The 25,359-nt window shown below is 69.0% G+C and carries 21 protein-coding genes; 12 read left to right on the top strand and 9 right to left on the bottom strand.

Annotated features, from left to right (window positions below):
* Positions 1 to 209 precede the first annotated feature (209 nt).
* The 3 genes from mutT to AB6A69_RS14725 are packed head-to-tail and all read right to left on the bottom strand — an operon-like array spanning position 210 to position 2,698.
* Positions 210 to 611: an 8-oxo-dGTP diphosphatase MutT gene (mutT, locus tag AB6A69_RS14735; protein ID WP_371061334.1), complete on the bottom strand. Its 402-nt coding sequence runs from the start codon at positions 609 to 611 to the stop codon at positions 210 to 212.
* Positions 608 to 1,837, bottom strand: a complete 1,230-nt coding sequence (gene argJ, locus AB6A69_RS14730; RefSeq protein ID WP_371061333.1) for a bifunctional glutamate N-acetyltransferase/amino-acid acetyltransferase ArgJ — start codon at positions 1,835 to 1,837, stop codon at positions 608 to 610. The genes mutT and argJ overlap by 4 nt, the downstream gene beginning before the upstream one ends.
* A 3-nt stretch (positions 1,838 to 1,840) precedes the next feature.
* Entirely contained in the window at positions 1,841 to 2,698 is an 858-nt protein-coding gene (locus AB6A69_RS14725; RefSeq protein ID WP_371061332.1) for a peptidylprolyl isomerase, read from the bottom strand.
* Positions 2,699 to 2,875: 177 nt separating this feature from the next.
* Here AB6A69_RS14725 and secA point away from each other — a divergent pair, with 177 nt between their 5' ends.
* The 4 genes from secA (at position 2,876) to AB6A69_RS14705 (ending at position 11,108) form a co-directional block, all read left to right on the top strand.
* Positions 2,876 to 5,641: a preprotein translocase subunit SecA gene (gene secA, locus AB6A69_RS14720; RefSeq protein ID WP_371061331.1), complete on the top strand. Its 2,766-nt coding sequence runs from the start codon at positions 2,876 to 2,878 to the stop codon at positions 5,639 to 5,641.
* Between the two features lie 138 nt (positions 5,642 to 5,779).
* Positions 5,780 to 6,814, top strand: coding sequence for a hypothetical protein (locus AB6A69_RS14715; protein ID WP_371061330.1), 1,035 nt, complete (start codon positions 5,780 to 5,782; stop codon positions 6,812 to 6,814).
* A gap of 22 nt (positions 6,815 to 6,836) precedes the next feature.
* Positions 6,837 to 8,402: a substrate-binding domain-containing protein gene (locus AB6A69_RS14710; RefSeq protein ID WP_371061329.1), complete on the top strand. Its 1,566-nt coding sequence runs from the start codon at positions 6,837 to 6,839 to the stop codon at positions 8,400 to 8,402.
* A 126-nt stretch (positions 8,403 to 8,528) separates the two neighbouring features.
* Positions 8,529 to 11,108 carry a response regulator gene (locus AB6A69_RS14705; RefSeq protein WP_371061328.1) on the top strand — a complete coding sequence of 860 codons (2,580 nt, stop codon included), beginning with the start codon at positions 8,529 to 8,531 and terminating at the stop codon, positions 11,106 to 11,108.
* A gap of 57 nt (positions 11,109 to 11,165) precedes the next feature.
* On the opposite strand, the gene yaaA is transcribed toward AB6A69_RS14705, so the two are convergent.
* The 3 genes from yaaA to AB6A69_RS14690 form a co-directional block, all read right to left on the bottom strand.
* Positions 11,166 to 11,948, bottom strand: coding sequence for a peroxide stress protein YaaA (gene yaaA / locus AB6A69_RS14700; RefSeq protein ID WP_371061327.1), 783 nt, complete (start codon positions 11,946 to 11,948; stop codon positions 11,166 to 11,168).
* A gap of 31 nt (positions 11,949 to 11,979) precedes the next feature.
* Positions 11,980 to 14,025 (bottom strand): DNA helicase RecQ, encoded by a 2,046-nt coding sequence (gene recQ / locus AB6A69_RS14695; protein ID WP_371061326.1) that lies wholly within the window; start codon positions 14,023 to 14,025, stop codon positions 11,980 to 11,982.
* A gap of 93 nt (positions 14,026 to 14,118) precedes the next feature.
* The gene (locus AB6A69_RS14690) at positions 14,119 to 14,406 is read right to left on the bottom strand and encodes a YggT family protein (RefSeq protein ID WP_371038062.1); all 288 of its coding nucleotides are present in this window, start codon (positions 14,404 to 14,406) and stop codon (positions 14,119 to 14,121) included.
* A gap of 129 nt (positions 14,407 to 14,535) precedes the next feature.
* Between AB6A69_RS14690 and AB6A69_RS14685 the strand changes: the two genes are divergently transcribed.
* The 6 genes from AB6A69_RS14685 to AB6A69_RS14660 all read left to right on the top strand — a co-directional run bounded on the left by AB6A69_RS14685 (position 14,536) and on the right by AB6A69_RS14660 (position 20,509).
* Complete coding sequence (locus AB6A69_RS14685) at positions 14,536 to 15,108, top strand: acyl-CoA thioesterase (RefSeq protein ID WP_371055318.1); 573 nt, start codon at positions 14,536 to 14,538, stop codon at positions 15,106 to 15,108.
* A gap of 33 nt (positions 15,109 to 15,141) precedes the next feature.
* Positions 15,142 to 16,506, top strand: coding sequence for an MFS transporter (locus AB6A69_RS14680; protein ID WP_371061325.1), 1,365 nt, complete (start codon positions 15,142 to 15,144; stop codon positions 16,504 to 16,506).
* Positions 16,476 to 17,390: a penicillin-insensitive murein endopeptidase gene (gene mepA / locus AB6A69_RS14675; protein WP_371061324.1), complete on the top strand. Its 915-nt coding sequence runs from the start codon at positions 16,476 to 16,478 to the stop codon at positions 17,388 to 17,390. Before AB6A69_RS14680 ends, mepA begins: the two co-directional genes overlap by 31 nt.
* A gap of 92 nt (positions 17,391 to 17,482) precedes the next feature.
* Positions 17,483 to 18,091 (top strand): VUT family protein, encoded by a 609-nt coding sequence (locus tag AB6A69_RS14670; protein WP_371061323.1) that lies wholly within the window; start codon positions 17,483 to 17,485, stop codon positions 18,089 to 18,091.
* Positions 18,092 to 18,349: 258 nt separating this feature from the next.
* Positions 18,350 to 18,772, top strand: coding sequence for an alternative ribosome rescue aminoacyl-tRNA hydrolase ArfB (arfB, locus tag AB6A69_RS14665; protein ID WP_371061322.1), 423 nt, complete (start codon positions 18,350 to 18,352; stop codon positions 18,770 to 18,772).
* Positions 18,773 to 18,808: 36 nt separating this feature from the next.
* A complete protein-coding gene (locus AB6A69_RS14660; RefSeq protein WP_371061321.1) occupies positions 18,809 to 20,509 on the top strand; it encodes a TIR domain-containing protein in 1,701 nt (566 codons plus the stop codon).
* On the opposite strand, the gene pncB is transcribed toward AB6A69_RS14660, so the two are convergent.
* From pncB to pncA, 3 genes are read right to left on the bottom strand one after another with little or no spacing between them, the layout of a single operon-like run.
* Entirely contained in the window at positions 20,487 to 21,779 is a 1,293-nt protein-coding gene (pncB, locus tag AB6A69_RS14655; RefSeq protein WP_371061320.1) for a nicotinate phosphoribosyltransferase, read from the bottom strand. The two genes, AB6A69_RS14660 and pncB, sit on opposite strands and share 23 nt — an antisense overlap.
* A gap of 53 nt (positions 21,780 to 21,832) precedes the next feature.
* Positions 21,833 to 22,552, bottom strand: coding sequence for a YkgJ family cysteine cluster protein (locus tag AB6A69_RS14650; RefSeq protein ID WP_371061319.1), 720 nt, complete (start codon positions 22,550 to 22,552; stop codon positions 21,833 to 21,835).
* On the bottom strand, positions 22,549 to 23,154 hold the full coding sequence (gene pncA / locus AB6A69_RS14645; RefSeq protein ID WP_371061318.1) for a bifunctional nicotinamidase/pyrazinamidase: 606 nt from the start codon (positions 23,152 to 23,154) through the stop codon (positions 22,549 to 22,551). Before pncA ends, AB6A69_RS14650 begins: the two co-directional genes overlap by 4 nt.
* Positions 23,155 to 23,261: 107 nt before the next feature.
* On the opposite strand from pncA, the gene AB6A69_RS14640 reads away from it, so the two are divergent.
* Complete coding sequence (locus tag AB6A69_RS14640) at positions 23,262 to 24,242, top strand: rhodanese-related sulfurtransferase (protein WP_371061398.1); 981 nt, start codon at positions 23,262 to 23,264, stop codon at positions 24,240 to 24,242.
* Complete coding sequence (locus tag AB6A69_RS14635) at positions 24,242 to 25,357, top strand: DUF4147 domain-containing protein (protein ID WP_371061317.1); 1,116 nt, start codon at positions 24,242 to 24,244, stop codon at positions 25,355 to 25,357. Before AB6A69_RS14640 ends, AB6A69_RS14635 begins: the two co-directional genes overlap by 1 nt.
* Positions 25,358 to 25,359: the final 2 nt, after the last annotated feature.

Below are 25,359 nucleotides of genomic sequence, written 5' to 3'. Positions count from 1 at the left end.
TCGTGTCGGCATCGCGGGCCTTGGGTGTTTGTCTTGCGCAAGCGCGGTGAGTCCGCCACCGCCCATTCTCGGCAGGTTACGCCCAAAGGCGCGGCGGCATCGCCGTTGTGCTTGTCCGGCGCGCACGGCCTGGCGGGGTCGTCCCGACACCGCTACTGACCTGCCACGGGATTTTCGCGCCGTCCGTGTCGCGCGAGCGTCAGCGGCTGCTAGAGCCAGTCGCGGAGAATCGGTATCAGCGGGACATCGGCGGGCGGCATGGGATAGTCCCGCAGCTCCGCCGCGCGTGCCCAGGAAAGGCGCTGCCCCTCCTGGCCGACGGGCACGCCCTCCCATTTCCGGCACGCGAAGAGCGGCATGAGCAGGTGAAAATCGGCATAGCCGTGGCTGGCGAAGGTCAGAGGCGCGAGACAGCTTTCTTCCGTGTCGATGGCGATCTCCTCGCGCAGCTCCCGGATGAGCGCGGCCTCGGGCGTCTCGCCCGGTTCCACCTTGCCGCCCGGAAATTCCCAGAGCCCCGCCATCGGCTTGCCCTCGGGGCGTTGGGTGAGCAGCACGCGGCCGTCCCGGTCCACCAGCGCCACGGCGGCGACGAGCACGACCTTCGTCACGAGCGGTAATCCGCGTTGATGTCGATGTAGCCGTGGGTCAGGTCGCAGGTCCACACCGTGGCGCGGCCTTCCCCCAGGCCGAGATCCACGGAGATCCGCAATTCCTGCCCTTTCATGTACTCCGCCGCGGCGGCTTCGTCGTAGCTTTCGGCCACCCAGCCCTTCTCGGCCACGAGGATGTCGCCGAAGCGGATCGCCAGAAGGTCGCGGTCGGCCGGGGCGCCCGATTTCCCGACGGCCATCACCACGCGCCCCCAGTTCGCGTCCTCGCCCGCGATCGCGGTCTTCACCAGCGGAGAGTTGGCGATCGACATGGCGTGGCGCCGCGCGTCGCTGCGCGAGGTGGCGCCGGTCACCGTGACCTCGACGAATTTCGTCGCGCCCTCGCCGTCGCGCACGACCTGCTGCGCGAGGTCGAGCATCACCATCCCGAGCGCTTCGCGGAAGGCGTGGGTGTCGGCCCAGACCCGCGCCCCGCTCGCCCCGGTGGCGCCCATCAGCAGCGTGTCCGAGGTGGAGGTGTCGCCGTCCACCGTGATGCAGTTGAAGGTCCGGTCGGCCAGTTCCGCCACGATGGATTGCAGCACGGGCCGGTCCACCGCCGCGTCGGTGAACAGGAAGACGAGCATCGTGGCCATGTCGGGGGCGATCATGCCCGAGCCTTTCGCGATCCCCGAGATGGAGACCGTCCGCCCGTCGACCTCGACCTGCGCGCCCGCGCCCTTGGGGAAGGTGTCGGTCGTCATGATCGCGCGGGCCGCGGCCTCCCAGCCGCCCGGGGCCAGGGCGTCGGTCAGCGTGTCGAGCCGGGCGCGGATGCGCTCGTGCGGGAGCGGCTCGCCGATCACGCCGGTGGAGGCGGTGAAGACGCGGCGCGCGGGAAGTCCCGCCGCCTCGGCCACTGCGCCGGTCAGGGCGTCCACCGCGGCCGCGCCGGCCTTCCCGGTGAAGGCATTGGCGTTGCCCGCGTTGACGAGGAAGGCCGCGCCGGCCCGGTCGTCCCCGGCGATCTTCGCCTCGCAGTCGAGGACCGGCGCGGCGCGCGTCGCGGAGCGCGTGAAGACGCCCGCCACGGTGCTGCCGGGCGCGAGGCGCGCGAGCATCACGTCGTCGCGCCCGGCGTAGCGGACGCCGGCCGAAGCGACGGCGAGCTCCACGCCCGCGACATCGGGCAGGTCCGGGAAACGGTCGGGCGCAAGCGGCGAGCGCGGCGGCGTGGCGCCCATGCGTCAGTTCTCCAGGATCGAGGTGTCGCTCAGCGCGGAGGGATCGACCGCCCCCTCGTCGGGCATCGTGATCTCGGCCTCGGCGCGCAGCGCCTCCAGCCGTTCGGTCACCGCGGCCTGGCGGATCTCCTCGGCCAGTTCCTCGCGGACCTCGTCGAGCGGCGGCGCCGCCTGGCTCCGCGTGTCGTTGAGCGTGATGACGTGCCAGCCGAACTGCGTCTCGACGGGCTCGGACACCGCGCCCACCTCCATCGCCATCACGGCTTCCTCGAAGGGCGGCACCATCATCCCGGGTCCGAACCAGCCAAGCTCGCCGCCCGATGGGCCGGAGGGGCCGGTGGAATGCGCCATGGCCAGTTCGCCGAAATCCGCGCCCTGCTCGAGCTGGCGGACGAGATCGCGGGCCTCCTCTTCCGTCCCCACCAGGATGTGCGAGGCGTTGTACTCGGTGCCGAGATCGGCATCGGCGAAGCGCGCCTCGTAGGCGGCGCGCAGCGCCTCGTCGGTCACGACCTCGCCGATGATGGTTTCGACCGCGTCGCCGGCCCTGAGCAGGCGGCGCTCGTTCTCGAGCGCGACTCGCGCCCGCGTCGACAGGGTGTCGCCGGTCTGCTGGGCCAGAAGCGTCTGCTGGATCATCTGGTCGAGGATCCCCTCGAAGAGCACGTCGTCGGGAAGTTGCCGATACTGCTGCGGCAGGGACGTCCGCGCGACCACCATGTGCCCCAGCGTGATCTCCTGGCCGTTGACGGTGGCGACGACGGTGTCGGCGTCCGGCGTCGCGGCGGTGTCCTGGGCCGTGGCGGGCAGCGCAGCGGCGAGCGCGAGCGTGGCGGCGAGAGAGCGAATCGGAGCGATCATGGGGTTTCCTTCCGGGCGGGCCGCGGGGGGCGGCGTTGACACTCAAACAGGCGCCGCTTACATCCGGTGGCCAAGGCCAGTCGGCGCCGTCTTCCCCCAACACCTATGGGCTCCGGATCGGACGGGCAAGCCGATGCGGCGCCACCAGAACGTCAGCCAAGGACGGAGACATCACGCATGGGCCTCGGACGTATCGCCAGAAAGGTGTTCGGCACGCCGAACGACCGGAAGATCAAGGCGACCCGCCCGCTGATCGACAGGATCAACGCGCTGGAACCCGAGATGCAGGCGCTTTCCGACGACGCGCTCACCGCGAAGACCGCCGAATTCAAGAAGCGCCATGGCGATGGCGAGTCGCTCGACGACCTGCTGCCCGAGGCGTTCGCCGCCTGCCGCGAGGCGGGCCGGCGCGCGTTGGGTCTGCGCGCCTTCGACGTCCAGCTCATGGGCGGCATCTTCCTGCACCAGGGCAACATCGCCGAGATGAAGACCGGCGAGGGCAAGACGCTGGTCGCGACCCTGCCCGCCTACCTGAACGCGCTGACGGGGCGCGGCGTGCACATCGTCACCGTGAACGACTACCTCGCCCGGCGCGACGCGGAGTGGATGGGCAAGGTCTACGGCGCGCTGGGCCTGACCACCGGCGTGGTCGTGCCGATGCAGGATCACGAGGAGAAGCGCGCCGCCTACGAGGCCGACATCACCTATGCCACCAACAACGAGCTGGGCTTCGACTATCTGCGCGACAACATGAAATCGTCGCTCAAGGAGATGTACCAGCGCGGCCACTATTACGCGATCGTCGACGAGGTCGACTCGATCCTGATCGACGAGGCGCGGACGCCCCTCATCATCTCGGGCCCGAGCCAGGACCGGTCCGAGCTCTACGTCTCGGTCGACCGGCTGATCCCCGACCTCAAGGACGAGCATTTCTCGATCGACGAGAAGACGCGCAACGTCACCTTCACCGACGAGGGCAACGAGTTCCTCGAGGAGTTGCTGCACGAACGCGGCCTGCTCGAGGAGGGCCGCTCGCTCTACGACCCCGAGAGCACGACGGTCGTTCACCACGTCAACCAGGGCCTGCGCGCGCACAAGCTCTACACCAGGGACAAGGACTACATCGTCCGCGATGGCGAAGTGGTGCTCATCGACGAGTTCACGGGGCGGATGATGCCGGGCCGGCGCCTGTCAGACGGTCTGCACCAAGCGATCGAAGCCAAGGAAGGCTGCGAGATCCGGCCGGAGAACGTCACCCTCGCCTCGATCACCTTCCAGAACTATTTCCGCCTTTACGACAAGCTCTCCGGCATGACCGGCACCGCCTCGACCGAGGCCGAGGAGTTCGGAGAGATCTACGGGCTTGGCGTCGTCGAGGTCCCGACGAACAAGCCGATCGCGCGGACGGACGAGGACGATCAGGTCTACCGCACCGGCCGCGAAAAGTATGCCGCCATCGTCGAGGAGATCCGCAAGGCCCACGAGAAGGGGCAGCCGGTCCTCGTCGGCACGACGTCGATCGAGAAGTCCGAGGCGCTTTCGACGCTGCTGCAGAAAGAGAAGATCCCGCACAACGTGCTGAACGCGCGCCAGCACGAGAAGGAGGCGCAGATCGTCGCGGACGCGGGCCGCCTCGGCGCGGTCACCATCGCGACGAACATGGCCGGCCGGGGCACCGACATCCAGCTCGGCGGCAATGTCGACATGCAGGTCATGGAGGAACTCGCCGCGGATCCGGAGGCGGAGCCCGACGCGCTGCGCGCCCGCATCGCGGCCAAGCACGCCGAGGAGAAGCGCAAGGTCATCGAGGCGGGCGGCCTTTACGTCCTGGCCACCGAGCGCCACGAGAGCCGCCGGATCGACAACCAGCTGCGCGGCCGGTCCGGCCGCCAGGGCGATCCCGGGCGGTCCTCCTTCTTCCTCAGCCTCGAGGATGACCTGCTGCGCATCTTCGGCTCCGAACGGCTGGAAAAGATGCTTGCCCGGCTCGGGCTTCAGGAGGGCGAGGCCATTATCCACCCCTGGGTGAACAAGAGCCTCGAGCGGGCGCAGGCGAAGGTCGAGGGGCGCAACTTCGACATCCGCAAGCAGCTGCTGAAGTTCGACGACGTGATGAACGACCAGCGCAAGGTCATCTTCAGCCAGCGGCGCGAGATCATGGAGGCGGAGGATCTGTCCGACGTGGTGCGCGACATGCGCCACCAGGTCGTGGACGATCTCGTCGACACCTACCTGCCGCCCAAGACCTACGCCGACCAGTGGGACGCCGAGGGGCTTTACGCGGCGGCGATCGAAAAGCTCGGCGTCGATGTGCCCGTGATGGAGTGGGCCGAGGAGGACGGGGTCGACCAGGAGGTCATGCGCGAGCGGCTCGAAAAGGCGGCGGACGAGCATATCGCCCGGAAGGCGACGGAATTCGGCACAGAGAACATGCGCCAGATCGAGAAGCAGATCCTGCTTCAGACCATCGACGGAAAGTGGCGCGACCACCTCCTGACGCTCGAGCACCTGCGCTCCGTCGTCGGGTTCCGCGGCTACGCGCAGCGCGATCCGCTCAACGAGTACAAGTCCGAGGCGTTCCAGCTTTTCGAAAGCATGCTCGACAGCCTGCGCGCCGACGTCACCCAGAAACTCGGCCAGATCCGCCCGCTCACGGAGGAGGAGCAGCGCCAGATGGTCGACGAGATCCGCGCGCAACGCGCGGCGATGGCCCAGGCGGCGCAGGCGGCCCATCCCGACGCCCCCGCGCCCCAGCCGGAGATGGCCGGCGCGGACGCGCCGCCACGACCGGCTGCGTCCGGTGCCGCCCCCCAGCTTGCCGCGGAGCCGGCGGCCGGCTTCGACGAGGCCGATCCGTCCACCTGGGGCGATCCGGGACGGAATCAGCTCTGCCCCTGCGGCTCGGGCAAGAAGTTCAAGCACTGCCACGGCCGCCTCGCCTGACGGCGCAGGCGACCCCCGGTTGCGTAAAAACGCCCCAATCTATCCCCCCGCTCGCCTCATGGGTGCCCCGATTGGGCGGAAACATGACCCAAGATTGCACAGGGCGTGGTATGTCTGCCGCGGGCCGAGGAGGCGAATATGCTGATGTCGAACCGCTTCATACTGTCAGGCGCGACGGTTCTCGTCGCTCTGGGGATTGGCGCCGTCATGCAGTGGGGCGGCTTGCCCGCGCAGATATCCGAGCGCGATGGCGCACGAACGGCGGGCGACGGCCTCGCCGACGGGTCCGGGCCAGCGGGTGAAGGGCCCCGCGCCCTCAGCGCCCCCGACATGACGGATGCCCCGGGCCTGAGCGGCATCACCTTCACCTCCGCGCCCCCGGTCGCGCGCGACGCGGTCCGGCCGCTTCCGGTGCCGGGCCTGCCCGAAAAGGCAGTCGCGCCCCAGCCGGACGAGGCGCCGGTCATCGACGCGCGGGAGCAGGAAGAAAGCGCCGTTGCCGGGACCGGCTGCGAGATCGGCTTCGCCGCCACGCCGGCCGAGGGGGGCGTGGTCCGGCTCGACCTCGACGCGCCGTGCCTGCCGGGAGAGCGTGTCACCCTGCACCACAACGGCCTGATGACGACGGCGGTGACCGACGAGGCCGGGGCCCTCGCGCTCGACATGCCGGCCTTCGCGCCGGCGGCAGTCTTCATCGCGGCCTTCGCGAACGGCGATGGTGCGGTCGCGCAGGCCAGGGTCGACGGCATGGAGGACCGCGCGCGCGTGGCGCTTCAGTGGCGCGGCGATACGGGCATCGCGCTCCATGCCCGCGAGAACGGCGCGCGCTACGGCGAAGAGGGGCACGTCCACGCGGACCGCGCGGGTGTGCCGGGGTCCGAAGGGTTCCTGGTGCGGCTCGCGCGGGACACGATGCCCGCGGCGCTGGGCGCGGAAGTGTACACCTTCCCCGAAGGTGTCGCGCCCGGCGATCCGTCCGTCCTCGTGACCATCGAGGCCGAGGTGACGGAGGCGAACTGCGGCAAGGACCTCGACGCGCAGCTCCTCGTGCGGCGTGACGGGGTGCTGGAGGTCCGCGACATCGCCCTTTTCATGCCGGCCTGCAGCGCCGTGGGCGACTTTCTGGTGTTGAAAAACCCCTTCGCAGATCTGAAACTCGCCCGAAACGACTGACGCGTTTCGGCCGAGGGAAAACATGAAGGCATGGCGTGCGGCGGGTTTCGTCGCACTTTTTCTAGCGGCTGCCGTGATGCCGCATGGCGGGGCCGCGCAGGACGTGACGCTGAGCTCGCCCGACGGCGCGGTGGAAATCTCGGGCACGTTGCTCGGCTTCGACGGGGAGTTCTACCGGGTCGAAACCGTTTACGGCGAACTGACGGTCGACGGCTCGGGTGTCCGTTGCGAGGGGCCGGGGTGCCCCAACCTGGAGGCTTTCGTGGCCGAGCTGCGCCTGTCGGGCGCGTCCTCCGCCGGCGACGTGCTGCTTCCCGCGCTGATCGAGGCGTTCGCCATGCGCTCCGGATACGGCATCCGGACAGAGCGCTCCGACAAAGACCAGGTCACACATGTCCTGACAGAGGGCGAGGACGGGACACCGGTGGCCCGCTTTCGCATCCGTGCCACCACCACCGACGAGGGGTTCGCCGATCTGCTTGCGGACGAGGCGGACATCGCCATGGCGGTCCGCGAGATCCGGGGCGCCGAGGCGCGGCTCGCCGCGGCGGCGGGGCTGGGCGATCTGGACGCGGCGGGCCGCTCCCGCGTGCTCGCCCTCGACGCGCTGGTGCCGGTGGTGGCGCCCGGGAATCCGCTGCGGGCGATTTCGATGCGCCAACTCGCCCGGGTCTTCGGCGGGATCATCGACAACTGGAAGGATCTGGGCGGGCCCGATGCGCCCATCGTGCTGCATCTTCGCGATGCCGGGTCGGGACTGGCGCAGGCCGCCGAAGACCGCCTTCTCGCGAATGCGGGCCTGTTGCTGTCCAGCACGGCGTTGCGCCATGCATCGGACGCCGATCTGGCCCGCGCGGTCGCGGACGACCCGCTCGCGCTCGGCCTCGCCAGCCTGGCCGAGACGGGCAACACGCAGCCCCTGGCGGTCCGGGGGGCCTGCGGCTTCACGCTGCGGGCCGAGCGCCGCACCATCAAGACCGAGGATTACCCGCTCACCGCGCCGCTCTTTCTCTACCTTCCCGCGCGGCGCCTGCCGAAGATCGGGCGCGATTTCCTGGGCTATCTGGGAAGCGGGCCGGCGCAGATCGTCATCCGCCGCGCGGGCTTCGTGGACCAGGCCCCCGAGGAGGTGCCGGTGGCCGAACAGGGCGACCGCTTCCTGAACGCCATCGTTCAGGCCGGCCCCGAGGTGGGCCTCGACGAGTTGCAGCGCATGGCCGAGACGCTCGCGCCGATGCGCCGTCTCACCACGTCCTTCCGGTTTCGCCCGGGCTCCGCCCGTCTCGATGCGCAGTCGCTTTCGAACGTGGAACAGCTCGCCCGGGCGCTGGAAGAGGGGCGCTACGACGCGCGCCGCATGGTCTTCGTGGGCTTCAGCGACGGGCAGGGGCCGGCCGCCGGGAACCGCCGGATCGGGATGGATCGCGCGGAGGCCGTGCGCGCCGCGGTGGTCGCCGCCGCCGACGGCGCCGACCTCGACCGGGTGGCGCTGGACGTCGAGGCCTTCGGAGAGGCGCTGCCGATGGCCTGCGACGACAGCGCCTGGGGCCGGCAGGTGAACCGCCGCGTCGAAGTCTGGGTGCGCTGAGGGCCGGTGCAGGCCCACCCCGGATCCGGTCGGCGCGTCGGCCGCGCGCAACGCGCGCGTTAAGCGGCGATTCACCCCGCCGCGCCATCCTCCCGCCCGAAGAACGGGGTCGGGAGACAGGCGCCGATGGATCTGACCGGCAAGCTTGCCGAGGAACGCCGCGCGCGGCTCGCCGCCGAGCGGCTTCTGGAACAGAAGCAGACGGAACTCTTCGCGGCCAACCGCAAGCTTGCCCGGCAGGCGCGGCAGCTTTCCGCCGAGATCGTGGAAACCCGCGCCGAGGTCGCGACCATGCGCGACGAGAATCGGCGCGTCAGGTCGGATCTGACCCGGGCCAACGAAAAGATCGCCATCGTCGAAACGCAGCTCTGGAGCGCGCTCGAGACGGTCCGGGACGGCTTCGCCATGTTCGACGCCGACGGGTGCCTGGTTCTCGCCAACGCCGCCTATCTGTCTGTCTTCGACGGGCGCGAATCGATCGCCGCGGGGACAAGTTTCACCCATCTCGTGGACGTCATGATCGCGGACGGCATCGTCGATCTCCGGGACGAGCCGCCGGCCCGCTGGCGTGAAAGGATGTTGGGCCGCTGGGAGATGGACGAGATCCCGCCCGAGACCATCCGGCTATGGAACGGCCAGTTCGTGCAGCTCATGGACCGGCGCATGCCCGATGGCGGGCTCGTCACGCTCGCGGTCAACATCACCGACCTGATGCGGATGTGGTCCGCCGTCGAGGAGCTGCCCGACGGTTTCGTCGTCTATGACGCGCAGGACCGGCTTGTCACCTGCAACGCCCGGTACCGGGAGCTCTACGCCAGAAGCGCCCCCGCGATGGTGCCCGGCGCTCGGTTCGAGGATATCCTGCGTTACGGTCTTGCCCGTGGACAGTACGCCGACGCCATCGGCCGCGAGGAGGCGTGGCTCGAGGAACGCCTGGAGCATCACCGCAACGCGCCGGGGGAGATCGAGCAGCAACTCGACGACGGGCGCTGGCTCAGGATCTTCGAGACCCTGACCTCCGACGGCGGGCGCGTCGGCCTGCGGGTGGACATCACCCAGTTCAAGGAACAGCAGCGCGCGCTCGAGGTGGCGACGGAACGCGCCGAGGCGGCAAATCGCGCCAAGTCGGCGTTCCTGGCCAACCTGACCCACGAGATCCGGACGCCGATGAACGGGGTCGTGGGAATGGCCGAGCTTCTGTCGGACACCGAGTTGACCGAAGAGCAGCATCTCTACGTGGGCACCATCCGGCGCTCGGGTGAGGCTCTTCTCGTCATCATCAACGACGTGCTGGATTTCTCCAAGATCGAGGCGGACAAGCTGACGCTTCACCCCGAGCCCTTCGACCTGGAACGCTGCATCCACGAGATCGTGATACTTCTGCAGCCCGCGGCCCGCGACAAGGGGCTGGCCGTTCTCGTGGACTACGACCTCTTCATGCCCACCCGCCTCGTCGGGGATCCGGGCCGCATGCGGCAGGTTCTCACGAACCTCGTCGGCAACGCGGTGAAGTTCACGGACGCCGGCCATGTCCTGGTGCGGGTCACCGGATTTCAGGACGGGGAGGGCGCGGCCGCCGTGCACGTCACGGTCGAGGATACCGGTATCGGGATCGCCGCGGAAAAGGTCGATCACATCTTCGGCGAATTCAACCAGATCGAGCAGGGCCGCGACCGCCGCTTCGAGGGCACCGGGCTGGGCCTGTCGATCACGAAACGGCTGATCGGTCTGATGGGTGGCGAGATCTGGGTGCACAGCGAGCGGGGGAAGGGCGCCTGTTTCGGCTTCCGCGTGACGTTGCCGATCGCGGCGCCGGCCGTGGGCGCCCCGGAATTGCCGCCCATGCTCCGCACGGCGCTCGTGGTGGATGACCTCGACGTGAACCGCGAGATCCTCGTCAGGCAGCTCTCCGCCCTCGGGTTCGAACTTCGCGCGGCCGCAAGCGCCGAGGCGGCGCTTGCGCTGCTCGACCCGCCGCCCGATCTCGTGCTCGCGGATCACCGGATGCCCGGGCTCGACGGGCTCGCCTTCGCCCGCCGGCTCCGTGAACTCGGGCACGACATGCCGGTGCTGTTGCTGTCCTCGGAGGCGGGCGTGGACGAGGCCGAGATGGCGCAAGCCGGGCTTCAGGGCGTGCTTCAGAAACCGGTGCCGCGGCATGCGTTGTTCGGGCGGCTCTGCGCCCTCGGCACGCCCGCGCCGGTGCAGGCCGCGCCCGGGCGCGCGATGCGAGTCCTCGTTGCGGAGGACAACGGCACCAACCGGCTCGTGCTGTCCAAGATGCTGAAGAACCTCGACCTCGACCTCGAATTCGCGGTGAACGGAACCGAGGCGCTGGAAGCGCACGGGCGTTTCGCGCCCGATCTGATCCTGATGGACATCTCGATGCCGGAGATGGACGGCCGCGACGCCACGCGGGAAATCCGCCGCAGGGAGGACGGCAAGGACCGCCGCGTTCCCATCGTGGCGGTGACGGCCCACGCGCTCCGGGACGATCGGGATTCGATCCTGGAGGCGGGTATCGACGGCTACCTCACGAAGCCGATCCGGAAGGCGGCGCTGGTCGAGACGATCCTCGCCCACTGCCCCGAGGAGGCGCGCCGCCCCGAAGCGCCGCGCGGGGACATGCGCGCCGGCAAGACCACAAAGAACGGGCAGGCCGCCCGCCAGCCCCGGCCCGAGTGTCCGGCCTGCCGGGGCGGGTGAGCGGCCTTCGTCGCCCGCGCGGCGTCCGGCGCGATTCGAAACCGCTTGACCTGCGGGTCAGGCGGACCGCTTTCGGGCCTGCGCCTCGGCGCCGCGCAGGAAGGCGGGCTGCCCCGGCTTCGACAGCTCCGGCGCGAAGGCGTAGCCGCCGCTGTCGAACTCCGCCAGCGCCTCGGGATCGGTCAGCCGGTTCTCCACGATGAAGCGGGCCATCGCACCGCGCGCCTGCTTCGCGTAGAAGCTCACGACCTTCGGGCCCCCCTCGCGGTCCTCCAGGAAGACCGGCGTGATGACGGGCAGGCCGAGCGCGTCCGTATCCACCGCGCCGAAATATTCCTGGCTCGCGCAGTTCACCAGCGCGGCGGCGCCCACGTCGCGCGCAGTGTCCTTCAGAGCGTGCCCGAGGCGCGCGCCCCACCAGTCGTAGAGCGTGCGGCCCCGCTCGGTCCCAAGGCGGCTGCCCATCTCCAGCCGGTAGGGTTCGATCAGGTCGAGCGGGCGCAGCAGCCCGTAAAGCCCGGACAGGATGCGCAGATGCCCCTGGGCCCAGCGCAACGCATCCGCGTCGAGCGTGCCCGCCTCGAGCCCGCGATAGGTGTCGCCCGCGAAGGCGAGCGCGGCGGGCTTGCGGGGCTGTTCCCCGAATTCCGCGAAACGGTCCCGGTTGAGCCGGGCGAGATCGTCGCTGATGCCCATGAGCTTTTTCAGCCCGGTCACGTCGAGGCCGCGCGCCACGTCGGCGAGCTGCGCCGCGTCCTCGGCGAAGGCGGGTTCCGTGGTCCCGGCGACCTCCACCGGGGTCATGTCCATCTTCTTTGCGGGCGATATCACGGTGAGCATGGGATGTCCTCTTCCGCTGCGCCCCGCCGATCTAGTCCGCCGCGCGCAGAACGTCCAGAAAGGCCGGTCCGAAGCGTTCCACCTTCTGCTCGCCCATGCCGGGGATCCGGGCGAGCGCCTCGAGCGTTTCCGGACGCCGCTCGGCGATGTGGCGCAGCGTGCTGTTGGTGCAGGAAAGCGGCTTCTCCACGCCGTCGGCCCCGCGGGCGAGACGGTTCTGCGTCTCGGCCAGCCGGTCGTAGAGCGTGCCGGCGGCCCGCCCCGCGAGCTTGCGGCGGGTCGGATGCATCGCCTGCACCTCGCCCGCGATCACCTCGAGGAAGGCCGCGCCGTAGCTTTCGAGCTTCTTCGCGCCCACGCCCGGCACGCCCGCCATCTCGTCCAGCGTCGAGGGGCGGCGTTCGGCCATCTCGATCAGCGTGCGGTCGGGAAAGACGATGTAGGCGGGCACACCCGCGGCCTCGGCAAGCGCGCGCCGCCGGGCCTTGAGCGCGGCCAGAAGCCCTGCGTCCTCCTCGGCCACGAGTGCGCGCGGCGCCGGCCTGGGGCGCGTTTCGCGCAACGTGTCGCGGCGCAATTCGACGGCTTCCTCCCCGCGCAGCACGGGCCTTGCGGCCTCCGTCATCACCAGTGCGCCGTGGCGCTCGGGATCGGGGCGCAGCAGGTCGCGCCCCATGAGTTGCCGGAAGATCGCCTGCCATTCGGGTTTCGAGAATTCGCGCCCGACGCCGTATGTGGGCAGCCGGTCGTGCCCGCGCTGCCGGATCCTGTCGTTTTCGGCGCCGAGGAGGATGTCGATCAGGTGGCCCGCGCCGAAGCGTTCGTCGGTGCGCAGCGCGGCCGAGAGCGCCTTGCGTGCGGCCTCCGTGCCGTCGAAGCGCTCGGGTGGCGTGTCGCAGAGATCGCAATGGCCGCAGGGGGCGGCCTCTTCGCCGAAATAGGCCAGCAGCCTCTGCCGCCGGCAGCCGAGCGCCTCGGCGAGTCCCAGCAGCGCGTTGAGCCGCCCGTGATCGGCGGCGCGCCGCTCGGGCGGGGCGAGCCCCTCGTCGATCTGTGCGCGGCGCAGGCGGATGTCGTCGGGGCCGTAGAGGGTGAGCGTCTCGGCCGGCGCGCCGTCGCGCCCGGCGCGGCCGATTTCCTGGTAGTAGGCTTCGATGGATTTCGGCAGGTCGGCGTGGGCCACCCAGCGGATGTCGGGCTTGTCCACCCCCATGCCGAAGGCGACCGTGGCCACCACGATCAGCCCGTCCTCGTTCGCGAAGCGCGCCTCCACCGCGCGGCGGGCCTCCGCCTCCATCCCGCCGTGATAGGCCGCCGCGGCATGACCCGCCTCGCCGAGCGCGGCGGCGAGGCTTTCGGTCTTCGCCCGCGTGCCGCAATAGACGATCCCCGAAAGTCCGCGCCGGGCATCGGCGAAGTCGAGGATCTGCCGGCGCGGCTGGTTCTTCGGGCGGAAGGCGAGGTGGATGTTGGGCCGGTCGAAGCCGCGCAGGAAGATGTCCGGCACGTCCTCGTCGAAGAGCCGGGAGACGATCTCGGCTTGCGTTTCCTCGTCCGCGGTGGCCGTGAAGGCGGCAAGCGGGACGCCGAGATCGCGCCGAAGCGTGCCGATCCGCAGGTAGTCGGGCCGGAAGTCGTGACCCCACTGGCTGACGCAGTGGGCTTCGTCCACGGCGATGGCGATGGCGTTCGCCCGGCGCAGCATCCGCAGTGTTCCGGACGATGCGAGACGTTCGGGCGCGAGGTAGAGCAGCCGAAGCCGCCCCTCCTCCAGCGCCTCGTGGACGGCGCGGGTCTCTTCCTCGGTGTTGCCGGAGGTGAGCGCCCCCGCGCTGACGCCTGCGGCGCGAAGCCCGCGCACCTGGTCGCGCATCAGTGCGATGAGGGGCGAGATGACCACCGTCAGCCCGTCCCGCATGAGCGCGGGAAGCTGGAAGCAAAGCGACTTGCCGCCGCCGGTGGGCATGATGGCCAGCACGTCGCGTCCCGACGCGACCGCTTCCACGATTTCCGCCTGGCCGGGGCGGAACGCGTCGAATCCGAATACCTCGCGCAGGAGCGCTGTGGGGTCCGTCATTGGGCCTGTCGTGGTTTTTTGCGGCTGCTCTTGCAGGTGATCGTAACCCCGTGCCTCGCGGGCGGGCAAGGCGGGATCACGACCCGTCGCGCGCTAGTAGAATACGGCGGCGTTGTTCACCAGGATGATGCGGAGCGCATAGACGCCGATCAGCGTCACGAGGGGGGCGAAGTCGATCCCGCCCATGGGGGGGAGGATCCGCCGGATCGGCTGGTAGATCGGCTCCATGATGCGGTTGAGGCCGTCCCAGATCTGCGCGACGAGCTGCTGGCGCAGGTTGAGCACCTGGAAATTGATGAGCCAGCTCATGATGACATGCGCCAGGACGAGGAACCACAGCACGTCGAGCAGAAGCATCAGGATCTGGAAGAGCGATTGCATGGAATCCGTCCTTGGGCCGCGTCAGCGCAAGACCTAGCGGCCCGGCGCCCGGGGGGCAAGAGTACCGCGCCGTCGAGGGTTGACGCCGTCGCCGCAGCGCGGCATCCCGGCCCTTGAACGGAGGCCCGAATGTATCCTTTCTTCCGCCTCGCCCTCGAATACCGGACGCATCGCGGCGCCGCGCCTCTGCCGCTGACCGGGACGCATGTCTCGCATCATCGCTGCTGGCCCTGGGATCTCGACATGTGGGCCGAGCTCAACAACGGGCGCACGCTTACGCTCTACGATCTCGGCCGCATCCCGCTCGCCATGCGCACGGGCCTCGTGATGGCGATGCGGGAGCAGGGCTGGGGCCTGACGATCGCGGGGTCGTCGGTGCGCTACCGCCGGCGCGTGCGCGCGTTCGAACGCCTCGAGATGCGGTCCCGCGTCGTCTGCTGGGATGCGCGTTTCATCTACCTCGAGCAGTCGATGTGGCGGCGCGACGGCGAGTGCACGAGCCATGCGCTCTATCGCTCCGCGGTGACCTCGGCGGACGGCATCGTGCCGCCCGAAAAGGTGCTCTCGGCGATGCGGCAGACGGCGACCTCGCCGCCGATGCCCGACTGGGTCGCGGCCTGGAGCGCGGCCGAGGCCCTGCGCCCCTGGCCGCCCATGCAGGACGAGACGCCGGAAGCGCTTGCCAGACGGGCACACGCATAGTCTTGTGAGCCCGCAGGCGGGAACGGGGCGGCCATGGGGCAGATATCGGCGCGCAAGCGCATCTGGGGCTGGTTCTTCTTCGACTGGGCGAGCCAGCCCTACAACACGCTTCTCATCACCTTCATCTTCGCGCCATACGTCAAGGAACTGATGGGCGACGGCAGCGCGGCGCAGACGGCCTGGGGTTTCGGGATCGGGCTCGCGGGCATCGTGATCGCGCTGCTCGCCCCGGTGCTGGGCGCGATGGCCGACACCGCGGGCGACCGCCTGCGCTGGATCTGGGGCTTCTCGGCCATGTATGTCGTGGGCTCCGCGGCGCTCTGGTTCGCGGTGCCGGGCGATTTCAGCATCTACCTCATCCTCTTCTTCTTCGCGGTCGGCATGATCGGGATGGAGTTCGCGACGATCTTCACCAACTCCATGCTGCCCGACCTCGGCCCGCGCGAGACGATCGGCCGCATCTCGGGCAATGGCTGGGCGTTCGGGTATCTGGGGGGGCTGACGGCGCTCGTGATCATGCTGGGGTTCTTCGCGGAAAGCGGCGAGACGGGGCGCACGCTTCTCGGCCTCGCCCCGGCCTTCGGGCTCGATCCCGCGATGCGCGAGGGCACCCGCTTCGTGGGGCCGCTCACCGCGCTCTGGTACATGGCCTTCATGGTGCCTTTCTTCCTGTGGGTCCGCGATCCGAAGCCGGTGGGCACGCCGCCCGGCGCGGTGCGGCGCGCGCTGGGAGAGGTGGTGTCCACCCTCCGCGGCCTGCCGCGCAACCGCTCGCTCTTCGCCTATCTCGCCAGTTCCATGTTCTACCGCGACGCGCTGAACGGCATGTACACCTTTGGCGGCATCTACGCCGCGGGCGTGCTCGGCTGGACGGTGGTGGACGTGGGCATCTTCGGCATCCTCGCCATCGTCACCGGCGCGGTCTTCTGCTGGATCGGGGGGATGGCGGACACGCGGTTCGGGCCGAAGCCGGTGATCGCCGCCTGCATTCTCGCGCTGACCCTCGTCGCGGTCTCCATCCTCTTCATCGCGCCGGGCTCGCTTTTCGGCATCGCGCTGCCCGAGGGCTCCGCCCTGCCCGACATCGCGTTCTACCTCTGCGGCGCGGTGATCGGCGCGGCGGGGGGCGTTCTGCAGGCGGCGAGCCGCACGATGATGGTGCGCCAGGCCGACCCCGCGAAGATGGCCGAGGCTTTCGGGCTCTACGCGCTCGCGGGAAAGGCGACCTCCTTCCTCGCGCCGCTCTCCATCGGGGTCGCCACCTGGGCCACGGGCAGCCAGCAATTGGGGGTTACGCCGCTCATCGCGCTTTTCCTGTTGGGGCTGTTGCTGCTACGCTGGGTGAGACCTGAGGGAGACAGCACGCCATGGCACGCCTCGCAGCCAGCCTCTGCCTGATCCTCGGCCTCGCCGCCTGCGGCGACGGGCGCGACATCCCGACCAGCGGCGCGGATCTTCCCGTCTATGACGGCGTGCTCTCGACCCGCGAGGCGAAGCATCTTTTCGGCGCCGAACGCGGTGCATCGCCGCAATCCCCGCAGGTGATCGGCGGCTACGCGAAGGGCTGCCTTGCCGGCGGCGTGGAACTGCCCGAGACCGGCCCGACCTGGCAGGCCATGCGCCTTTCGCGGAACCGGAACTGGGCGCATCCTGTCACCGTGGATTTCGTGCAGGCTCTCTCGCGCGCGGCGGCGCGCCAGCCGGGCTGGCAGGGCCTCTACGTGGGCGACATGAGCCAGCCCCGCGGCGGGCCGATGCTCACGGGCCACCGGAGCCACCAGTCGGGCCTCGACGTGGACATCTGGATGCGGCCGGCGGACCGGCTGACCCTCTCCCGCGCCGAGCGCGAGCGCCTCTCCTCGATCTCGCTCCGGCGCGCCAACGGCGCCTACACCAACGGTAGCTGGAGCCGGGCGCATCACGAGATCATCAAGGCCGCCGCCTCGGACCCGCGGGTGGCGCGCATCTTCGTCTTCCCCGGCGCCAAGGCGCGCATGTGCGCCGACGAGACGGGCGACCGGGCGTGGCTGCGCAAGGTGCGCCCGTGGTGGGGGCACCACTACCACTTCCACGTCCGCCTCGAATGCCCGAGGGGCGAGGCCACCTGCGTCGCGCAGGATCCGCCGCCGCCCGGCGACGGCTGCGCCGAGGCGGACGAGTGGGTGCGGAACATCCTGAACCCTCCGCCGCCCGACACGGACACGCCGCCGCCCAGGCCCCGGCGCGAGCTTACCATGGGCGACCTGCCGGCGCAGTGCGCCGCGGTGCTGGCCGCGCGCTGAGCCTTGCATCCCGGCCCGCGGGGCTGTATGCGCCGCCCGTCCGCCATGAGGGCGGGCCAAGTCCCCGCAACCTTGCCAAAACGGGATAACCCATGACTCGCGCGCATCTGCCCGGCATCGCCGCCATGGCCGCCATCGTGGTGGCCTCCAACATCCTCGTGCAGGTCCTTTTCGGCCAGTGGCTGACCTGGGGGGCCTTCACCTACCCGCTCGCCTTCCTCGTCACCGACGTGATGAACCGCGTCTACGGCGTCGCCGCCGCCCGGCGCGTCGTCTTCGCGGGCTTCGTCGTGGGCGTGCTCTGCTCCCTCGTGGCCTCGGCCTTCGACGCCACGACCTTCCGCATCGCGCTGGGCTCGGGCCTGGCCTTCCTCGCCGCGCAGATGCTCGACGTGGCGGTGTTCGACCGGCTGCGCGGCGGGCGCTGGTGGCGCGCACCGCTCGTCTCCACGCTCGCGGGTTCCACGCTCGACACGGCGATCTTCTTCTCGGTGGCCTTCGCGGCGGGGCTCTCCTTCCTCCAGCCCTCGGCCGATGTGGGCTGGGCGAACGAGGCGCTGCCGCTCCTGGGCCAGGGGCCCGTGGCGCCGCTCTGGGTGTCGCTCGCGGTGGCGGACTGGATGGTGAAACTGTCGCTCGCACTCCTGGCGCTGGTGCCCTTCCGGCTGCTGGTGAAGCGCCTCACGGCACAACCGGTATGATTTTGCTTTGCGTGGCGCACAAACTGTGCCACGCTCACCTCAGGTCGCAACAGAATTGAAAGGAGGTGGTCCAGTGTCGAGAGAAACATTGGAGCGGGGTGTCGGAACAGTCCGGGAGGCGCGCCTCTGAGGCAGCCCTGAGGGGCGAGGCCACCGGATTGGCGCCAGCCTGAACCGGCGCCACCTCCGAATTTCTCGAAAGGGCCGCCCGCACGGGCGGCCCTTTTTCGTGGCGCGATTGCGCCCCATACTGGGCCCATGTTGCGGATCACCGATCAGATCGAACTGGAAGAGTGGGAACTGACCGAGCAGTTCACCCGCTCGGGCGGGCCCGGCGGGCAGAACGTGAACAAGGTAAGCTCGGCGGTGGAGCTCCGCTTCGAGGCCGCGCGCTCGCCCAACCTCCCCGAGCCCGTGAAGCGGCGGCTGCGGCGGCTGGCGGGCTCGCGCTGGACGAAGGAGGGTGCGGTGGTGATCCGCGCCGAGGACACCCGCCACCAGTCCCGCAACCGCGAGATCGCCCGCGAACGCCTGGCCGAGCTGGTGCGCAAGGCCACGGTGGCGCCGAAGAAACGCAAGCCCACCCGCCCCACCCTCGCCTCCAAGCGCCGCCGGCTGGAGGCGAAGAAGAAGCGCGGGGAGGTAAAGGCGCTGAGGGGCACGCCGGGGGAGGGGGACTGACCGCGGCGAGGGGCGAAGCGCCGCCCGGCAAGCGCGATGACCTCAACGGTGCGGGGCCATGAGAACGAAGGCCACGACACGCTCGAAGGGACGGTAGAGGTCGTCCAGTCGCACCGGAGGGGGACGCGGGGTGTGGGGGTGGAGTTCCCTCCGTCCATCGTTACTGCGATCTTGATCAAGTACATCTTTTTTGATTACTTTCAGCAGCACATAATTCTCGAGGAAACTATGCCGCTCGTCGAAGAAGTTTTTCGCTTATCTGGGACGCCCAAGTATAACTTCGTTCCACCCATCCGTTACGGGGCAATAACGATTGCAATTCGAACCCCTGGGCGGCCTGTTATCATTGAGGGGCCATCCGGCATCGGAAAGACAACCGTAGTGACCAGGATTCTGGAAGAGCTCGGCATTAGCGGAGCTGTGACGCAGTTGTCCGCGCGGCGGGAGGCGGATGTCGAGTATATTCAGATACTTCCCGACACGGAATCGATCGGCACAGTAGTTGTAGATGACTTTCACCGTTTGCCTACGGTAGTGAAAGAGAAGCTGTCAGATTATATGAAGGTGCTGGCAGATTCTGGCGATGAAGAATCAAAGCTGATTTTGATCGGGATAAATAAGGCTGGCGATCAGCTTGTGAGATTTGCGCATGATCTCGGAATGCGTCTCGATGTTTTTCGTCTTGAGGCCAATCCTCCCGAAAAAATTCAACGAATGATTGAGCTCGGAGAGGAAGCTTTGAATATCTCAATCACGGACAAGGAGGTCATAGCTGCAAGAAGTCAGGGAAGCTTCCACATTGCACAAGTTTTATGCCACAATTTGTGCGTAGAAGCAGGCGTGATTGAAACACAACCCGCCCACTTGGCTGTGAATTTGTCCGGTGACGTAGTGACAGAGAGAGTTATGGACACGCTTTCCGGTCAGTTTATGGAGGCGGCTATAGAATTTGCTCGAGGTTCCAAGATTCGACGGGAAGGACGTGCTCCATACTTGCACATGCTTAAGTGGCTCTCCGAATCGGAAGAGTGGTCGCTTGACCTCGCAGATGCTGTTCGCGCAAAGCCTGAATTGGAGGCGAGTGTCAATCAGGTGATCAAGAAAGGGTATCTTGAGGCTTTGCTTGAAGAGAAAGCAGAGATTCTCGGATCGCATTTTCATTACCAGCCTGAGACTAAGATTTTGAGCGTCGAAGATCCAAAGATAGTATTCTTTCTTAGAAACTTGGTTTGGAGAAACTTCTCCCGGAAGGTGGGGTATACTGCAGACTATTTCCGCGGTCGCTACGATATAGCGCTTTCCTTCGCGGGTCCTGATAGAGACGTCGCTGAACTTCTATTTGAGCGGCTGACTCAAAGAGAGGTCGCCGTGTTTTACGATAAGAACGAGCAGCATAGGATCATAGCTGAGAATATCGAGGACTATTTGGGAAAAATATACCGAACGGAAGCCAATTATGTGGTGCCTTTCCTGTCTCCGGATTATCCGACGAGAATTTGGACTAAATTTGAAAGTGACAATTTTAGAGAGAGGTTCGGGCAGGGGGCTGTAATTGGTATTCGATACAGAAACTTAAAACCGGGTTATTTTTCGGACGAGCAGAACTATGGCACGCTGTCTTTCGATCCAGCTGGCGATGTTGAAGCGCAGATTGAAGAGATAGCGGAGGCCATATGCCAGAGACTTCAAGAGGATCGTGAGACAGAGAAGCGGCCTAAACCACCACCTCCCGCCTAACCTGCTCCCCCACCCCGAACACCCGCTTGTAGCGGGCGATTTCCTCGGCCGGGCCCATGGCCTTTTCGGGGTTGTCCGAGAGCTTGACGGTCGGGCGGCCCTCGGCGGCGGCGGCCTTGCAGACGAGGGAGAAGGGGGCGAGGCGGTCGCCCTCCACCAGCCCGCGGAAGTCGTTGGTCAGGAAGGTCCCCCAGCCGAAGCTCACCCGCACCCGGCCCGAGAAGCGCTGATAGAGGTCGAGGATCACGTCGGTATCGAGCCCGTCGGAGAAGATCACCAGCTTTTCGCGGGGATCCTCGCCCATCCTCTCCCACCAGCGGATGGCGATCTCCGCCCCCTCCGCCGGGTCGCCCGAGTCCACCCGCACCCCCGTCCAGCCGGCAAGCCAGGCGGGCGCGTTGTCGAAGAAGGATTGCGAGCCGTAGGTGTCGGGCAGGATGATGCGCAGGTTGCCGTCATGCTCCTCGTGCCAGTCCGAGAGCACCTTGTAGGGCGCGCGGGCCAACTCCTCGTCGGTGTCGGCGAGCGCGGCGTAGACCATGGGCAGCTCATGCGCGTTGGTGCCGATCGCCTCCACCTCGCGGCGCATGGCGATGAGGCAGTTGGAGGTGCCGACGAAGCGCTTGCCCAGCCCCTCGAGCATCGCCTGCACGCACCAGTCCTGCCAGAGGAAGGAATGCCGCCGCCGCGTGCCGAAATCGGCGATGCGCAGGCCCTCGTGCGGGCGCAGGCGCTCGATCTTCTCCCAGAGCTTGGTCATGGCGCGGGCGTAGAGCACCTGAAGCTCGAAGCGGCCCATGTCGCCCAGCACGGCGCGGCCGCGCAGTTCCATCAGCACGGCGAGGGCGGGGATCTCCCACAGCATGACCTCGGGCCACTTGCCCTCGAAGGTCAGCTCGTACTGGTCGCCCACGCGCTCCAGGTGGTAGGGCGGCAGGCGCAGGTTCTCGAACCACTCCATGAAATCCGGGCGGAACATCTGACGCTTGCCGTAGAACATGTTGCCGCGCAGCCAGGTGGATTCCCCGCGCGACAGACCGAGGGAGCGGATGTGGTCGAGCTGTTCGCGCAGCTCGCCCTCGTCCACGAGCCTGGCCAGCGGCACCTCGGTGGAGCGGTTGATCAGGCTGAAGGTGACGGTCGTCTCCGGCTTGTTGCGGAAGATCGACTGGCACATCAGCAGCTTGTAGAAATCCGTGTCGATCAATGATCGCACGATCGGATCGATCTTCCACTTGTGATTGTAGACGCGCGTGGCGATGTCGACCATGAGGCCGCGCTCCTTCCCTACGAGGCGTCACCGGTTAGAGCAAGCACGCCCCCTCAGGGCAACCCCGCACGGCTCCGGTCGCGCCGGGACCGCGACAGTTCCGCGTCGAGCGCGCCGGGCTTGTGGCGCGACGCGGCGAGCGCGTCCTCGAGGCTCGCGCCCTCCACCGCCGCGGCGGCCAGGCGCGACAGCGCATGGGTGGAAACGCGGCGCACGCCCCGGAGCGCCGCGCGGCTCAGCCCGAGCGCGGCGAGATAGGTGTGATAGGGGCCGAGCGTGCCCGGCCCCTGCGCCGGAATACCGCCGGCCACCCGCTCGCAGGCGGCGGCGTCGGTGGAGACGTAGCTGCGGCAGATCACCGGCCGTGCGTCATAGGCCCGGCAGGCGCGCGTTTCGGGATCGAGCGCCGGGCAGGCCCGGGGATGCCAGGCGCGCCCGTCCGGCTGACCCGCCAGCGGGCGAAGCGCCGCGTGGAGCGCGCGCGCCTCGGCTTCGGTGATCGTGGCGCCATCCTCGCCGCCCAGGATGCAGCAGAAGGCGCAGCCCCGGGTGCAGGCGAGCCCCGCGGGGGCCGCCGTGGCCGACAGTGCGACGCGGGCGATCCCCGTCGCCGCCTTTCCCTCCGCGATCTCGGCCAGGGCGGTCTCGGGCGCGGCGCCCTGCGCGGCCATCCCGTCGACATAGGCGAAGAGGCCCGCCCGCGCCCGTTCCGCCACGGCCGACGGCGCGGCGACACGGGCCCCACCGATGCGCGCGCGGAGCGGCTTTTTCATGCGAGCGTGACGCCCGCGGCGCGCATCCTCGCGATCGCGTCGGACAGCGACCCGTCGAGGTCGATGGCCCGGCAAAGGTCCTGGCGCACCTCCACCGCGACGCCGAGCCGTGCCGCGTCGAGCGCCGACCACGTCACGCAGAAGTCCGTGGCGAGGCCGGCGAGGACGATCCGTTCGATCCCGCGCGTGCGCAGGTAGCCCTCGAGCCCGGTGGGCGTCTCGTGGTCGTTCTCGAAAAAGGCGGAGTAGCTGTCGATCTCGCGGCGGAACCCCTTGCGCAGGATCATGTCGGCATCGCCGGTGCGGAGATCGGGGTGGAACGCCGCGCCCGCGCTGTTCTGGATGCAGTGGTCGGGCCAGAGGACCTGCTCGCCATAGGGCATCCGGGTCGTCTCGAAGGGCGCCTTGCCCTCGTGCTCGCTGGCGAAGGAGGAATGGCGCGGCGGGTGCCAGTCCTGGGTGAGGATCACCGCGCGGAACTCGTCCATCAGCGCGTTCACGCCGGGAACGATCTCGTCACCGCCCTCCACGGCGAGCGCGCCGCCCGGGCAGAAATCGTTCTGCAGGTCGATGACCACCAAGGCTTCGGTTGCAGGGCGCATCGGTGCTCCTTCGGCCACTTCCGCCATGAATGCGTAGGCCGCGGGGCCGGTCCCGTCAACGTCCGCGCCTCTTGCGCTTGCACCGGTGGCGCCCCTAGATGCGCGCCATGTTCACCGTGGCCGCGCTATACCGTTTCACGCCTTTCGACGATCCCGGAGCGATCCGCGCACCCCTCGAGCGGGTCTGCGCCGCGCACGGCGTCACCGGCACGCTTCTGCTGGCGCGTGAAGGGATCAACGGCACGATCGCGGGCAGCCGCGCGGGGATCGACGCGGTGCTCGCCCGTATCCGCGCGCTGCCCGGCTGCGCCGGGCTTGAGTGGAAGGAAAGCGCCGCCTCGGCGGCGCCCTTCGGCAAGCTCAAGGTCCGGGTGAAGCGCGAGATCGTGACCATGGGCCAGCCCGACGTGGATCCGCGCGCGCGCTCCGGACGCTACGTGGAGGCGCGGGACTGGAACGACCTGATCCGCCGGCCCGACGTCGCGGTGATCGACACGCGCAACGACTACGAGGTGGAGATCGGCACCTTCGAGGGCGCGGTGGATCCCGGCACGGCCAGTTTCCGCGAATTCCCGGAATGGTGGGAAAGGAACCGGCACCGCTTTCACAACAAGCGCATCGCCATGTTCTGCACCGGCGGCATCCGCTGCGAGAAATCCACCAACTGGCTGCTGTCGCAGGGGGTGGAGGAGGTCTATCACCTCAAGGGCGGCGTGCTGAAATACCTCGAGGAGGTGCACGAGGCGGAAAGCCTCTGGCGCGGGGCCTGCTTCGTCTTCGACGAGCGGGTTTCCGTGGGCCACGGCCTCGTCGAGGGACCGCACGAGCTCTGTCATGCCTGCCGGCGGCCAATCCTTCCGGAGGATCGCGAGCATCCCGGTTTCGAGGAAGGCGTCAGCTGCCACCATTGCATCGGGGAGACGAGCGCGGAGGACAAGGCGCGTTTCCGCGAGCGACAGCGCCAGATCGCGCTCGCCCGGGCGCGGGGAGAGCAGCATCTGGGCCGGCACGGCGCGACCGCACCGGGCGCCGGCACGGAAGTCGCGGACGCCGCCCCGGGCCCGGGCCGCGCGGAAGGCGGGGACTGATGGAGGCACGGGCAAGCCTGGAACGCATCTGGCGGGCCGGTGTCGCCGCCGTGGGCGGGCATGCCGCCGTCGCGCGCGCGCTCGGCTCCGAGGACGTGCCGCGGCCCGACCGGATCCTCGCCGTGGGCAAGGCCGCCGTCGAGATGGCGCGCGCCGCGCTCGTCCAGTACGGCGCGGTTCCGGCCCTTGCGGTGACGAAGCACGGCCATGGCCAGCCCGTTCCCGGCCTCGACGTCATCGAGGCGGGCCATCCCGTCCCCGACGCCACGAGCCTGAAGGGCGGCGCGGCGCTGGTTGCGGCCGTGAACGACTGCGGCCCGGATGATCATCTGCTTCTGCTGGTCTCCGGCGGCGCCTCCGCGCTTGCAGAGGCACCCGAGGACGGGCTCTCCCTGGGCGACGTGGTGGCCGAAACCCGGCGCCTTCTCGCCTCCGGGGCGGATATCGCCACCATGAACGCTCGCCGCCGGGAGCTTTCCCGCATCAAGGGCGGGCGGCTTCTGGAAGGCTTTGCCGGTGCGCGGGTCACGGTGCTTGCTATCTCGGACGTCGAGGGCGACGGGATCGGGGTGATCGGGTCAGGGATCGGGCGGGTTCCCGACGGCGCGCGCTTCGCGTCGCTGACGCGGATCGTGGCGTCGAACGCCCACGCCCGGGCCGCCAGCGCTCGGGCGGCGCGCGCCGAGGGCCTGGCCGTCGTGACCGACGAGGAAAGCCTTTACGCCGATGTCGCCGATTGCGCGGCGCGGATCGGCGCGACGCTTCGGGCCGGGCCGGCCGGTCTGCACATCTGGGGCGGGGAGCCGACGGTCGTGCTGCCCGATGCGCCGGGTGAAGGCGGGCGGAACCAGGCGCTCGCCCTCATGCTGGCCCGAGAGATCGCGGGCCGCCCCGACCTTGCCGTGCTCGTGGCCGGGACGGACGGCACGGACGGGCCCACCGACGCCGCCGGAGGCTTCGTCGATGGCCGAAGCTGGGAGGCGGGCGCCGACGCGGCCCTGGCCGCGGCCGACAGCGGGCGCTGGCTCGCGGCGCGCGGTCTGACCTTCGCGCCCGGGCCCACCGGCACGAACGTGATGGACCTGGTGCTCGCGCTTAAGTCGGACAAGGGCTGAGG

Source organism: Rhodosalinus sp. 5P4 (assembly GCF_041365695.1).
Lineage (GTDB): Bacteria > Pseudomonadota > Alphaproteobacteria > Rhodobacterales > Rhodobacteraceae > Rhodosalinus.
This window is presented reverse-complemented; position numbering and strand designations above follow the sequence as displayed.

Bases quoted from the DNA above. Each gene is read 5' to 3' on its own strand.
- AB6A69_RS14710 (WP_371061329.1), top strand. From the start codon at position 6,837: ATGAAGGCATGGCGTGCGGCGGGTTTCGTCGCACTTTTTCTAGCGGCT.
- argJ (WP_371061333.1), bottom strand. From the start codon at position 1,837: ATGGGCGCCACGCCGCCGCGCTCGCCGCTTGCGCCCGACCGTTTCCCG.
- AB6A69_RS14690 (WP_371038062.1), bottom strand. From the start codon at position 14,406: ATGCAATCGCTCTTCCAGATCCTGATGCTTCTGCTCGACGTGCTGTGG.
- AB6A69_RS14685 (WP_371055318.1), top strand. From the start codon at position 14,536: ATGTATCCTTTCTTCCGCCTCGCCCTCGAATACCGGACGCATCGCGGC.
- recQ (WP_371061326.1), bottom strand. From the start codon at position 14,025: ATGACGGACCCCACAGCGCTCCTGCGCGAGGTATTCGGATTCGACGCG.
- mepA (WP_371061324.1), top strand. From the start codon at position 16,476: ATGGCACGCCTCGCAGCCAGCCTCTGCCTGATCCTCGGCCTCGCCGCC.
- pncA (WP_371061318.1), bottom strand. From the start codon at position 23,154: ATGCGCCCTGCAACCGAAGCCTTGGTGGTCATCGACCTGCAGAACGAT.
- AB6A69_RS14635 (WP_371061317.1), top strand. From the start codon at position 24,242: ATGGAGGCACGGGCAAGCCTGGAACGCATCTGGCGGGCCGGTGTCGCC.
- AB6A69_RS14715 (WP_371061330.1), top strand. From the start codon at position 5,780: ATGCTGATGTCGAACCGCTTCATACTGTCAGGCGCGACGGTTCTCGTC.
- AB6A69_RS14640 (WP_371061398.1), top strand. From the start codon at position 23,262: ATGTTCACCGTGGCCGCGCTATACCGTTTCACGCCTTTCGACGATCCC.
- pncB (WP_371061320.1), bottom strand. From the start codon at position 21,779: ATGGTCGACATCGCCACGCGCGTCTACAATCACAAGTGGAAGATCGAT.
- secA (WP_371061331.1), top strand. From the start codon at position 2,876: ATGGGCCTCGGACGTATCGCCAGAAAGGTGTTCGGCACGCCGAACGAC.
- arfB (WP_371061322.1), top strand. From the start codon at position 18,350: ATGTTGCGGATCACCGATCAGATCGAACTGGAAGAGTGGGAACTGACC.
- AB6A69_RS14650 (WP_371061319.1), bottom strand. From the start codon at position 22,552: ATGAAAAAGCCGCTCCGCGCGCGCATCGGTGGGGCCCGTGTCGCCGCG.
- AB6A69_RS14670 (WP_371061323.1), top strand. From the start codon at position 17,483: ATGACTCGCGCGCATCTGCCCGGCATCGCCGCCATGGCCGCCATCGTG.
- AB6A69_RS14705 (WP_371061328.1), top strand. From the start codon at position 8,529: ATGGATCTGACCGGCAAGCTTGCCGAGGAACGCCGCGCGCGGCTCGCC.
- AB6A69_RS14725 (WP_371061332.1), bottom strand. From the start codon at position 2,698: ATGATCGCTCCGATTCGCTCTCTCGCCGCCACGCTCGCGCTCGCCGCT.
- AB6A69_RS14680 (WP_371061325.1), top strand. From the start codon at position 15,142: ATGGGGCAGATATCGGCGCGCAAGCGCATCTGGGGCTGGTTCTTCTTC.
- AB6A69_RS14660 (WP_371061321.1), top strand. From the start codon at position 18,809: ATGACCTCAACGGTGCGGGGCCATGAGAACGAAGGCCACGACACGCTC.
- yaaA (WP_371061327.1), bottom strand. From the start codon at position 11,948: ATGCTCACCGTGATATCGCCCGCAAAGAAGATGGACATGACCCCGGTG.